Annotated in this window: 5 protein-coding genes; all 5 read left to right on the top strand. The window is 71.1% G+C overall.

The window, feature by feature from the left end:
- Nucleotides 1-122: 122 nt before the first annotated feature.
- Nucleotides 123-1,586 (top strand): MFS transporter, encoded by a 1,464-nt coding sequence (locus OG329_RS23850; protein WP_405797917.1) that lies wholly within the window; start codon nt 123-125, stop codon nt 1,584-1,586.
- Nucleotides 1,587-1,652: 66 nt separating this feature from the next.
- The gene (locus tag OG329_RS23845; RefSeq protein WP_405797915.1) at nt 1,653-3,002 is read left to right on the top strand and encodes an NAD(P)/FAD-dependent oxidoreductase; all 1,350 of its coding nucleotides are present in this window, start codon (nt 1,653-1,655) and stop codon (nt 3,000-3,002) included.
- 112 nt (nt 3,003-3,114) lie between these two features.
- Nucleotides 3,115-4,671, top strand: a complete 1,557-nt coding sequence (locus OG329_RS23840) for an acyltransferase domain-containing protein (protein WP_405797914.1) — start codon at nt 3,115-3,117, stop codon at nt 4,669-4,671.
- A gap of 168 nt (nt 4,672-4,839) precedes the next feature.
- Nucleotides 4,840-10,923: an SDR family oxidoreductase gene (locus tag OG329_RS23835; protein ID WP_405797913.1), complete on the top strand. Its 6,084-nt coding sequence runs from the start codon at nt 4,840-4,842 to the stop codon at nt 10,921-10,923.
- Nucleotides 10,920-13,361, top strand: coding sequence for a KR domain-containing protein (locus OG329_RS23830; RefSeq protein ID WP_405797912.1), 2,442 nt, complete (start codon nt 10,920-10,922; stop codon nt 13,359-13,361). The genes OG329_RS23835 and OG329_RS23830 overlap by 4 nt, the downstream gene beginning before the upstream one ends.
- The last annotated feature ends 29 nt before the right edge of the window (nt 13,362-13,390 follow it).

Below are 13,390 nucleotides of genomic sequence, written 5' to 3'. Positions count from 1 at the left end.
CGCCACTCGTACTCCCTCTTCTCCCTCTTCTCCCTCTTCTCCCTCTTCTCCACCTTCTCCACCTTCTCCACCTTTCTGTCGGCGCACCCCCGCCACCACCCACCCCCCTCGGAGGGTTTTCGATGTCAAGTCGGTCCAGTTCACGCGGACATTCCGTATGGACCCTGATCGTGACCGGACTCGCGGTCTTCATGGCGGCGCTGGACAACCTCGTCGTCATCACCGCGCTGCCCGCCATCCAGAAGTCGCTCGACACGAGCCTCCAGGACCTGGAATGGACGGTGAACGCCTACACCCTGTCCTTCGCCGTCTTCCTGATGGCCGGTGCGGCGGCCGGCGACCGTTTCGGCCGCCGCCGGATGTTCCTGATCGGGCTGGTCGTCTTCACGGCGGCATCGGCGGCGTGCGCCCTCGCCGACACCTCCCAGCAACTCATCGTCGCCCGCGCGGTGCAGGGCTTCGGCGCCGCCATCGTCATGCCGCTGACCCTGACCCTGCTGACCGTCGCCGTACCGGCCCGCCGCCGTGCCCTCGCCCTGGGCGTCTGGGGCGCGCTGAGCGGACTCGCCGTCGCGCTCGGCCCGCTCATCGGCGGCGCCGTCGTGGAGAAGATCTCCTGGGAGTGGATCTTCTGGGTCAATGTGCCGATCGGTGTGCTGGTGCTGGCACTGAGCCTGTGGAAGCTCGACGAGAGCAAGCGCCCGGAGACCACGCTCGACCCGGTGGGCACCGTCCTGGTGAGCCTCGGCATGTTCGGCGTGGTGTACGCCCTCGTACGGACCACCGAGCACGGCTGGACCAGCGGTGAGGTGCTGATCTATCTGATCGCCGGAGTGCTGCTCATCGCCGCCTTCGTCCTGTGGGAGCTGCGCGCCCGCCATCCGATGCTGCCGATGCGGCTGTTCCGCAACCGCTCGTTCAGCGCCGTCAACTCGGCCAGCCTGATGATGTTCGCCGCCATGTTCGGGCTGGTGTTCCTGCTCACCCAGTTCATGCAGAACATCCAGGGCTTCTCGCCGCTCGAAGCGGGTGTACGGATGCTGCCGTGGACCGCGATGCCGGTCCTGGTCGCGCCGCTCACCGCCATGCTGACGCCGAAGCTGGGCAACCGGCTGGTGGTGGCGGCGGGGCTGCTGTTCGAGGCGGTCGGCCTCGGCTGGCTCGCCATGGTCACCGAGGTGAACACCGACTACGCGGACCAGGTTCCCGGCCTGGTGCTGGGCGGCATCGGACTCGGGCTGTTCTTCTCGCCCGTCGCCGAGATGGCCATGAACATCGTCTCCCCGCGCGACCAGGGGATCGCGTCCGGAGCCAACAACACCTTCCGGGAGCTGGGCGGTGTGCTCGGAGTGGCCGTACTGACCTCGGTGTTCACCGCGCAGGGCGGCTTCGGATCGCCCCAGGACTTCGTGGACGGACTGGTCCCGGCCACCTGGATCGGCGCCGCGATCGCCGCCGTCGGCTGTCTGTGCATCCTCGCCGCACCGCGCCGCTCCAAGGAGAACAACGGCGCGTGGCAGGAGAAAGAGCTTGACGACACCGAGAAGGCGGGCCCGGGTGACCGGCTTGAGCCGGCACCCCGCTGAGAACGGACCAACAACCGCCCAGCAACCGCCCACCAGTCGATCAACAACCAGTGGCAGGAAATCGAGATGTACGACGCGATAGTTGTCGGCGCACGGATCAGCGGCGCCTCCACGGCCATGCTCCTCTCCAAGGCGGGCTACAAGGTGCTGCTTCTCGACCGGGCCGTGTTCCCGGGCGGCAAGGCGGCGGCCACCAACCTGGTCCACCCACCGGGCATACTCCGGCTCAAACGCTGGGGTCTGCTGGACAGACTCACCGCCACCGGCTGCCCGCCCATCACGGAGTACGGCCTGCGCAGCGGCCCGGTGGAGCTGATGGCCCAACTGCCTTCCGTGGACGGCGTGGGCGAGGCGTACTCCCCCGAACGCAGCAAGCTCGACCAGATCCTGCTGGACGCGGCGGTCGAAGCCGGCGCGGAACTGCGTACCGGCATCTCGGTCCGGGAGCTGACCACCGACGACGCGGGCACGGTGACCGGGGTACGGGGGGAGACCTCGGACCGTACCCCCGTCGTCGAACACGCCCGCGTCGTGGTGGGGGCCGACGGCTCCAACTCCACCGTGGCCCGGCTGGTGGACGCCGCGAAGTACGACGCGCACCCGGTCCTCAACAAGAGCCACTGGTCGTACTGGGAGGGCCTGCCGCACGACGGACGGGTCCGCACCTACCGCCACGCGGGCAAACACGCGTTCACCTGGCCGACCCATGACGGGCTGACCATCGTGGGAGTGGCCCTGCCGGTGGCCGACTTCAAGGCGACGAGCGACGAGGACCGCGACCGTACGGTGATCTCCGCGTTCGAGGAGGTGGATCCCGAGCGCGCCGAACTGCTGCGTACGACCAAGCGGGTCGACCGCTGGATGACCGGGGCCGTCCCCAACTTCCTGCGCCGCTCGCACGGCGCGGGCTGGGCCCTGGCGGGCGACGCCGGCTACACCCGGGACCCGATCACCGCCGCCGGGATCACCGACGCTCTGCGCGGGGCCGAACTCCTCGCCGAGGCCGTCGGGTCGGCCCTCGCCGGGAGCGAGCCGCTGGACGACGCGCTCGCCCGTTACGCCCGCGCCCGCGACGAGTTGGTCACCGGCCACTACCGCTACACCCGCGACCACGCGACGATCGCCGACCACACCCGCGAGGAGCTGGCCTTCATCCGGGCCATGAGCCGCAGCCCCACGCACGGCCGGGCGATGGTCGGCATGTTCGCCACGATGGTCCACCCGGCGGAGTTCTACTCGCCGGCCAGCATCCACTCCCTGCTCGACCATCTGGAGCCGGGCAGCGGGCCGGGCTGGAAGCTGCGGATGGTGCGCTGGCTGGCCCGTGGGGTTCCCCGGCATCTGCCAGCCGCGACCCGGACGGCCGACCGGCTGGTGGCCAAGAACCTGGGGCCCATGGGGCAGTACCTGGTCTGAGCCGCGCCCCCGTTCGCACTGTCAGCACCCTCCGCACCGCCTGCGTCGTCCGCACCGCCCGCGTTGTCCGCACTGTCAGCACTGTCCGCACCACCACCATGGAGGCAGCATCATGACGGTCCACACATCCACCGATCTGCGCACCACCTTCCTCTTCCCCGGCCAGGGCGGCTTCGACGGCCCGGCCCTCCAGTTGGCCATGGAGCGGTACCCGCAGGTCAGGCGGGTCTTCGAGCGTATCGACGCGGAGACCATGAACCTGTTCTCGCGCCGAATAACCGATTCGCTGTTCGGCGCGCGCAGCACGGACCTGCGCGAACTGCTGGACGACGACGCCTGGGCCTCGCAGGTGGCCATCTACGCCGCCGGTCTGGCCGCGTACGAGATCCTGGACGCCCAGGGGGTACGTCCGGACGTCCTGGCCGGCCACAGCCTCGGTGAGATCACCGCGCTCGTCGCCGCCGGGGCGTACTCCGTCGAGGACGGCGTACGGATCGTGGCCCAGCGGGTGGCGGTCATCCAGCGGCAGAACGGCATCGAGGGCCGCATGGTGGCCCTGTCGGCAGGCGCCGAGCGGACCAGCAGGCTCCTGGAGCTGCTGGGCGACCCGATGCTGGCCGTCGCCACGGAGAACCACGACGAGCAGACCGTGGTGAGCGGTCCGGGCGAGGTGCTCGACCGGGTGGTCGCGATCGCCGAGCAGTTGGACATCGGCGCCATCGAGATCGACGCGCCCTTCCCCTTCCACACCCCGGCGCTCGCCCCCGCCGTACCCGAATTCGCCGCGTACGTCGGCAAGTTGGACCAGCACCCGCTGCGGCACGCGGTGTACTCGCCGATCCTCCAGCGCTACTACGAGCCGGACGACGCGCTGGCCGACCTGCTCGCCGAGCACTTCGTCACGCCGGTACGGTTCGCCGCCGCCGTACGGCACCTCCAGGCCGCCGGTGTCAACACCTTCGTGGAGGTGGGCGGCCGGGCCGCGCTGTCCAAGCTCGTCACCCGGCTGACCAAGGGGTCCGCCGTACGCGCCCTGCCCTCGCTCGCCGTCGACGCCGACGGCGGGCTCGCGCTGGACGCCACCCTGCGGATCCTGCGGGACGCCGGACTGGCCGGTACGGCGGGTGCCCCGGGCCTCGCTGAGCTGCTGGCGCCCTCGGTGCCCGCCGGGGTCTTCGAGGCGTACTGGACCCGGCACGGTGACCAGGTGCTACGGCGCATCGCCGACGAGCTGGGCGCGTTCAGCGAGCAGTCGGTGAAGGAGTCGGTACGGGAGTCGGTACGGGAGTCGGTACGGGAGTCGGCGGACGACGGTCCGGCTGCGGTGCCTGTGTCCTCGCCCGTCACCGTCGCCGCCCCCGCCGCCCCCGCCGCGCAGGCACCGTCCGGCGGCGCTCCGGACCGCGCGGAGATCCACGCCGAACTGCGGACCCTGTACGCCGAGGCGCTGGAGTACCCGGAGGAAGTCTTCGAGGACGGCGTGCAGTTGGAGGCCGAACTGGGGGTCGACTCGGTCAAGCAGGTCGAACTCCTCGCCCGCGCCTCCAAGCGTTACGGCCTGCCGACACGTGAGGCCGGCTTCCGGCTGGAGAACTACAACACGATGGACCGGATCGTCGACTTCGTGGTCACGGAGCTGTCCGGACGCCAGACCGTCGCGGCGGCCTGACGGAGCCAAGTGCTGTGGCCGGAACCAATCCAGCCCGTCCGGCGATTGAGGACGAACCGGCCCGCCGGACGGACCCGGTGAACCTCTCCGGCCACAGCACCAGACCCCCTGCTTCCGCCCGGTATCCCGGCTCCTCCAGAAGGCTCGCTCCAGAAGGGCACGCGTTCCATGAAAGACCTCACAGACAAGGTGGCCCTGGTCACCGGCGGATCGAAAGGGATAGGTAAGGCCATCACGCGCGAACTCGCCGCGCGCGGGGCCCATATCGTCCTCAACTACTTCCATTCGCACGACCAGGCCAAGCGGACCCGCGACGAACTCATCGCCGCCGGCCACCGGGTGGATCTGGTCCGCGCGTCGGTGGCCAGGCAGGACCAGGTCGACCGGATGTTCGCGGAGATCGACCGGCTGCACGGCCGGCTCGACATCCTCGTCAACAGCGCCGCCGACGGCGCGCTGCTGCCGCTGGACGAGATCACCGACACGCACCTCGACAAGGCCATCGAGATCAACTACAAGGGCGGGCTGCGCTGCGCGCGTGCCGCCGCACCGCTGATGGCCAGGGGCGGCGGTGGCGCGATCGTCACGGTATCCGCCCTCGGCGGTTCGCAGATGGTGATGGCCAACTACCTTGCCTGCGCACCGGCGAAGGCCGCGGCCGAGGCCGCCTCCCGGTATCTGGCCGTGGAGCTGGCACCGCTGGGCATCCGGGTCAACACGGCGTCCGCCGCCATGCTGACCAGCGAGGTGGCGGACAAGTTCCCCGACGCGGCGCGGATGCAGGACGTCATCGCGCGGGCCACACCCTCGGGACGGCTCGGCACACCGGAGGAGTTCGCCACCGTGGTGGCCTTCCTCGCCTCCGACGACGCGCGCTGGATCACCGGCCAGGTCATCCTCGCGGACGGCGGCCTCACGCTGGGTGCGGCCCTGCTCTCGCCTCCGGCGGAGCGGCACGACGAAGCGCCGGTGGCGGAAGCGGACGTAGCGGAAGCCGAGAGCCCCGCGTCCGAAACGCCGCTCACCGAGGCCGAGTTCGGGGACGACTCGATCGCCGTCGTCGGTATGGGGCTCGCCGTCGCCGGTGCCAACAGCCCGGAGGAGTTCTGGAAGCTCCGCATGACGGGCGACGAGCTGTTCGTCAAGGTTCCCGCCGACCGCTGGCAGCACGAGAGCTTCCACTCGCCGGACACCGAGGCGCAGGACAAGGCGTACGCCGAACACTGCGTGTTCATCACCGACTTCGAGCCCGCCCCCGGCGCCCTCGACGGCATGGAGGGCGGCCCCGACGATCAGGAGCTGACCACCCAGTGGCTCCGCCACAGCCTCGTCCAGGCGCTCGACGGCGTACGCCGCGGCGACAGCGACAACTGCTCCTTCGTCGTCGGCTACACCCCGGACGGCAGCCAGCACCTGGAGGAGGCCGGGGTCCTCGACAGCATGACCCGGATGACCCACGACATCGTCGATGACCTGGCGATGTCCGACGACGAGCGGGCCGAGCTGCGCGCGGGCATCGACGCCTCGCTCACCCGCCGCTACCGGCGCGGCGGCCAGAACCCGTCCCGGTTCCTGCCGCACCGCGTCGGCGAAGTGGCCATGCGGGGCATCCTGCCGTCGTCCACCGAGCTGCACATGGTCGACACCGCGTGCTCCTCGTCGCTCTACGCCATCGACATCGCGGCCAAGGGCCTGCTGATGGGCAAGCAGGACATCGCGGTGTGCGGCGGGGCGTTCGCGCTCGCGCCGCGCGGCACCGTGCTGTTCTCCAAGCTCCAGGGGCTGTCCAAGAGCGGCAAGGTGCACTCCCTGGACGAGGCGGCGGACGGTGTGATCTTCGCCGACGGCGCCGCCCTGGTCGTACTGAAACGGCTGAGCAAGGCGCAGGCGGACGGCGACCGAGTACTCGGTGTGCTGCGGGCGTTCGGTTCGTCGTCGGACGGCAAGGGCAAGGCGATCTACGCGCCGAACTCGGCCGGCCAGAGCCTCGCCGTACAACGCGCGCTGGAGAACGGCGACGTGGACGGCGACGAGGTGGACTGGATCAACGCGCACGCGACCGGCACTCCCGCCGGTGACCTCGCGGAGTTCTCCACCCTCCGCGAGCACTTCGGCACGGCCCGGCCGACCGCCGTCACCTCGAACAAATCCCTTATCGGGCACACCGGTTGGGCGGCCGGTGTCGTCTCGCTCATCGAGAACCTGAAGGGCCTTCAGAAGCAGACCATTCCCGGCCAGTTCCGCTTCACCAACCCGCGCGAGGACTTCCGGCTGGCCGATACGGAGCTGGACATCCCGTTCGAGGCGGCGCGGTGGCCCGCGCGCGGTGACCGGCCCCGGCTCGCCGCGGTCTCCGGGTTCGGGTTCGGCGGGACCAACGCACACCTGATCGTCGCCGAGAACCAGCCGCGCGTGGAGGCACGCGTGGAGGCGCCTGTACCCGCCGCGACACTCGCCCCCGCCGCCGCCCCCGCCGGGACGATCCCGGCCACCCGCAAGCCGGACCCCGACAGCCGGGTCGCCATCGTCGGCTGGTCGTCCCATCTGCCGGGACTGGCGGGCCGCGAGGCGGTGTCGGGCTGGCTGGCCGGCGGGGAACCGCCGCTGAACAGCTTCGGTGCCACGTACCCCTCACCGCCGTTCAACGAGGTACGGCTGCCGCCCAAGACCATCAGGGCCCTGGACCGCTGCCAGTTGATGATCCTGCGGTGCGCCCACCAACTGCGGGACCAGATGCCCGAGTTCTGGGGCGAGCAGGCGGCGAAGACCGGTGTGTTCGTCGGGCACATGGGCCCGACCCGGGCCGCCATGCTGTACGCGAACCGCTGCTATCTGGACGACATCGGGCAGGCCGTCGCCGACTCCCCGCTCGCCGGGTCCCCGGCCGCCGCCGAGGTGCTGGACCAACTGCGCGCGAACGTACGGGCGATGATCCCGGAGTCCAACGAGGACGCGTTCCCCGGCCAGATGCCCAACATCATCTCCGCGCGTGTGTCGAACTACTTCGACCTCCACGGCCCCAACATGACGATGGACTCCGGCTTCGCCTCCGCGCTGTCCTCGATCACCTCCGCGAGCCGCTATCTGCGCACCGGCGAACTGGACTTCGCGCTGGCGGGCGGCATCAACGGCAACAGCCTGCCGGAGTACCGCTCCCTGATCGGGGACCTGCTCCCGGCTCAGGAGGACGAACTCGCCGAGGGCGCCTTCCTGTTCGCCCTCGCCACGGAGGAGCTGGCGAAGCGCGAGGGCCTGCCGATCCTGGCGTACGTGGACGAACCCCTCGGCAGCCAGGCGGCGGGGGCCGACGCCGTACCGGAGCGGGAGTCCGTACGGTGCACGGCACCCGAGCACGCGCGCTATCTGGGGGCGGCCGGAGGGCTGGCCGTGCTCAAGGCCCTGCACGGGCCCGCCGGCACGGTGGAGGTCTCCTGCGACCAGAGCGGCGGCGCACCCGGTGCCCGGCTCCGGCTGACCGTCCCGGGCGTCCCGAGCATCCCGGACGTCCCGGACGTCCCGGACGTCCCGGACCCCGACGCCGCGGAAGAGGCAGACGGCTCGGTCACCGGCACCCTGTCGGAGAGCTTCGTGTCGGCCACGCACACCGGGGAGCGGGTCCCGCTGCGGGTACGCCGCCAGATCCCGGTGCTCGAGCCGACAGCGGCCCGGCAGGTGCGGGAGCCGATTCCGTTCCTGCCGGACGGCGCCCTCGTCGTCACCGACGCGCCGGGTCAGCTCGCCGAAGCGGTGGGCCCCGACACCGCGCTGACCGCGCTGACCGTGCTGTCCACCGTCCCGCTGCCGGCTCCGCGCCCCAACTGGCACCATCTGCCCGAGGTCACCCCCGACGCCGTACGGGAGGCCCTGGGCGGCACCGGGCAGCCGGTCACGCATCTGCGCGTGCTGGCCGACCTGGGGCGCTCGGCGCCCGCCGCGGACTCCCTCACCGAGGGATCGACCCGCCTGCTCGCCCTGCACGACGCGGTCTATCTGGCGGTCCAGCACGCCTACGACGGGCTGGCCACGGCCGGGTCCACGTTCGTCATGCTGTTCCTCGACGCGGTGCCGGACGGCACCCCGCACCCGTTCTCCGGTCTGTTCACCGGCCTGCTCAAGAGCGCCGGCCGGGAACTGGCGGCCGGTACCAGCTTCGCGCTGCTCACCTCGGCCACCGAAGTGACCGAAGCGGTACGGCTGGTGGAGGAGGAGAGCGGCGCGTACCGGGACTTCCCCGTCGTGATCGACAACGGCGGGGTGCGCGGCACCCACCGGCTGCGCGACGAGCCGATCACCCTGGGCACCTCGACTCCGGCGGCCCTGGACCGGGACTCCGTGGTCGTCGTCGCCGGTGGCGCGCGGGGCATCACCGCCGAAGTGCTCAAGGCGGTGGCGGCTGAATTCGGCCCCCGTATCTATGTGTTCGGCAGCAACGACCTGGACGGTCACCCGCCGTCGGTCTACGCCGGCGGTGACGAGGAGTTCGCGGCGGGCCGCGCGGCCTACATCTCCGCCGAACTCGCCAAGAGCAGGGGCAAGGGGAAGAGGAAGGGCAAGGCTACGAGCAAGCCCCGCTCGGTGGCGGACCTCAACAAATCCTTCGACCGGATGCTGAACGCCCGCGACGCCCGGCACAACCTCGACGCGATGGAGGAGCACAGCGGCCCCGGCCGGGTCACCTACGTGCGGTGCGACATGCGGGTCGGCGCCGAGGTGGAGAAGGCGGTCGGCAAGGTGCTCCAGGAGCACGGGCGGATCGATCTGCTGATCAACGCGGCGGGGCTCCAGCGCTCGGCGCTCATCAAGGACAAGGACTTCTCGGAGTTCACCTCCATCCGCGATCTGAAGGTCGAGTCCTATCTCAACCTCAAGTACGCGCTGCGCGACGCCCCGCCCCGCGTGTGGTGCAACTTCGGTTCGCTGCTGGGCTACTTCGGGCAGCTCGGCGAGTCCGACTACGCGTCGGCCAACGACTTCCTGGGCAGCGCGGCCACCTACGCGGCGGCCACCTATGCGGCGGCCACCTCGGAACACCGCGAGTTCACCATCGGGTGGACGCTGTGGGCCGGTGTCGGGATGGGCGCCAACGAGCTGACCAAGGCGTACTACGAGCGGGCCGGCTCCTACAGCAGCATGGCCGTCGCCGAGGGCGTGCACCACTTCGTACAGGAACTCCACGCGCCCGGCCGGCGACCCTCCCTCGTACACCTGGGGGAAGCCGAACGGGCCACGGTCGAGGAGTTCTACCCCGGCTATCTCACCGGCGGGCAGGGGCATGACGCGGCTCCCACGATCGGTGGGACTCCCCCGGCCGCACCCGGCTTCTTCCTGCGCCGGGTGGTCGAATCGACGGCGGCGTCGGCCGAGTTCGAGTGCCGCTTCGATCTGGCCACCGATGCCTATCTGGAACACCACACGGTGCGCGGCGAACCGACCCTGCCGGGCACGTTCGTCACCGAGATGGCCGCGGAGGCCGCCCGCCACCTGGCGCCCGACCAGCACGTGATCGCCTTCGAGGACCTGCGGTTCGAGCACTTCCTGCGTGTCTACCGTGGTCAGTCCGCGGCCCCCAAGCGGCTTCACGCGCGGATCGTCGCCTCGACCGCCGGCACGACCGCCGTCGAGGTGCGGATCAGCGGGGACGTGGTGTCGCCGGCCGGCGTCGTACTGGTCAGGGACCGGGTGCACTTCACGGCCCGCGTGCTGCTCGCCGACACCTTCCCCGCCGCTCCCCACTGGGGGGCGTGGGACACCGCCGACGACACACCGGTGCCCGATCCCTACCATCAGCCCGGCTCACCGGTGCGGCTGACCGGACCGTTCGTCTCCACGACCGACACCCGCGTCCACCCCAACGGGAAGCGGGGCCGCTGCGCCCTGTCGCTCCCCGCCGACGATCCGACGTGGCGGCGGTTCACCGTCCCGAGCATCCTGCTGGACGGGCTGGCGCGGGTCGGCGTACTGGACCTGGTCGACGGCCATCTGATCCCCGTCGCCGCGCCGCTGTCGATCCGCCGTATCGACCTGTACGAGGAGACGAACGACCTGTCCCTGTCCGGGGGCGGCGAGGAGATCGAGCTGTACGCGACGCCGCCCGGGTTCGACCTGGCCGCCGATCTGATCGACAACCGGTTCGTCGCCACCCGGCCCGACGGCCGGATGCTCCTTCAGATGAAGGACATGCGGGCGACGCTGATCGGCTATGTCGACGCCCGGACCGGCGAAGCCGTCGCGACGAAGGAAGCCGCCGCATGACATCCGTACGGGAAGGGCCCCCGCCGGGGCCGGCGGACACCGCCACCACTACCGGGAGCGACAACGCCCCGGTGCAGGCGGTGAGCCGGATGGAGTGGCAGCTCACCGCCCTGCCCGCGGCCCCCGCCGACCCCGCGCGCCTCGCGGGGATGCGGGTGCTCCTGCTCGGCGGGGACCGGGACACGGCCGCGGCCGTGGAGCGGGAACTGACCGGGCACGGTGCGCTGGTACGGCGCCGTACCGCGGGCGGCGGCGCTGTGGACGCCATCGTCGACCTCACGGTGGGCGCCGAGGCACCTGGCACCGGGGCACCTGGCACCGAGGTCTGGCGCGAGCCACTGCTGGAAACGGTGGCCGCGCTGCGCGAGCAGTACGACGACTGGGCCGCCGAGACGTCCGCGCGGCGCCTGTACTACCTGGCCGTCACGTATCTGGGCGGCGGCATGGGGCAGCACCCGCAGGACGACCTGGCACAGCCGCTCGGCGGTATCTGGGCGGGGCTGGCCAAGACGCTCCACCGTGAGCTGCCGAACTGCAACGCGCGCGTCGTGGACACGAGTCTGACCGCCGCAGCCGAACTGCCCGGCATCGTCGCCGCCGAACTGGGGCGGCCCGGTGAGCTGGAGGTCGGCCACCGCGACGGGCAGCGGCTGACGCTCAACCCGGTCGCCCGGCCCGCCGGGGAACCGTCCGTCGCACTGGGCCCCGACGACTGCGTCCTGATCTCGGGCGGCGGCCGGGGCATCGGCTGGGAGCTGGCCCGCTCCCTCGCCGCCACCTACGGCCTGCGCGTGGTGGTGACGGGCCGGGAGGACTTCCCCACCGGCGACGAACCGTGGTTCGGCACCGACGAGAGTCAACTCAAGGAGTACGAGAAGCAGTTGTGGACCGGGCTGCGGCAGGGCACACCCCTGGCGGAGATACGGCGGGACATCGCCCGCACCCGGCGCCTGCGGGAGTTGGCCACCAACATCACCGAGGCCAGGTCCCTGGGGCTGCGCGTCGACTACGCCCGGTGCGACTTCACCGACGCGCGCCAGGTGCGGGCCCTGCTGGAGCGTGAAGGCGCCGCGCTGACCGGCGTCGTGCACAACGCGGGCGTGGACACCGCGGCGAGGCTGCCCAAGAAGACCGACGACGAGATCCTGAGGACGGTCCGTACCAAGATCGGGGGCTTCCTCAACCTCTTCGCCGAACTGCGGGACCACCGGCTCAAGTTCTTCTGCAATGTGGGCTCGCTGACCGGCCGACTGGGCGGGATGGTCGGCCAGCTCGAATACGCGGCGGCCAACGAAGGGCTGGCCCGGCTCGGCCGGTGGGCCGGCCGGCAGGCGGACTTCCCCGTGATGACGCTCGCCTGGCCGACCTGGGACCGTATCGGCCTCATCTCCAACTTCTCCGCGACGCTGCGCTACATGGCCGCCATCGACATCACCGACGGCCTCGCCAAGTGGCAGGCCGAGCTGCGCGCGGGCTCCGAGGGTGAGGTCACCTTCGTGGGGCCGCTGGGCCGGGCGATGAGCCCCGGCCAGGCGACCGACTATCCCGTCGTGCCTGATCTGCCCGGGTTCACCGGCACCTTCCCGCGGATCTTCCATCTCGGGGAAGTGACCACGTACCAGCCTCACGTCCGGATGGTGTCGCGGGTGACGTTCGACCGCGAACGGGCGCCTGTCCTGGGCGACTTCCTTGTGGACGGCGGCGCGGCGGTCCCGCTGAGCATCCTGCTGGAGAGCGCGGTGCGCGGCGCGGAGTGGATCGTCCCCGAGGACTTCCCGGAGCTGCGGGCGAGCTGCCTGGAGGAAATCGTCGTACCGCTGGACCTGCTACGGCTGGACGCGGGCCCGACCGTGTGGGAGCGCGAGGTGCGCGGCGCCCACGAGGGAGACACCTGGGTGGTCGAGGTGCGCTTCCGGCGGGCGCCTCCGGCATCGGACGGGGGTACGGGGCCGGGTGACGGTACGGGGCCGGAGGCGAGCCTGCGCGTCGTGCACGAGCCGGGGGGCACGCGGTCGGCCGCCCTGCCCCGGCCCGATGTGAAGCGGACGACGACCTGGCGTTCGGGGCAGCCACTGCTGAGCTGGCGCTCGTCGGTGGTGCCCGCCGCCGACTGGACCGCGGGCCCGGACAACCGCCGTACCGCCGTGGTGCGGCCGTGCGCCCCCAACGACCTGTGGGCGACGCTCCACGCACCACGGGCGGTGATTTCCGTTTCCGCGCTGGAGAACGTGGTCCAGGCATGTGCCAGACAGAGCGAGGGGTTCTCGGTCGCGGACGATCCCTTGGTCGTCGGGCGCGTCGCGCTCCATTCGCAGGAGCGCGGGGATTCGATTGTCGAGGGGGATCCGACCCTCGGTGTATGGAAAGTAAGAAATGCGGAATCAGGGGCTCCGGTGATGACCGTTTCAGGCTTCCGCGGAACGGTCGGCAACGGTTGAATTACGGGATGAATTCCCGCCACACATCC

Origin of the sequence: Streptomyces sp. NBC_01506, from assembly GCF_045040295.1 — a bacterium.
In the GTDB taxonomy this organism is placed as follows: domain Bacteria; phylum Actinomycetota; class Actinomycetes; order Streptomycetales; family Streptomycetaceae; genus Streptomyces.
Note: the sequence above shows the minus strand (reverse complement) of the source record. Positions and strands in the feature narration are given on the sequence as shown.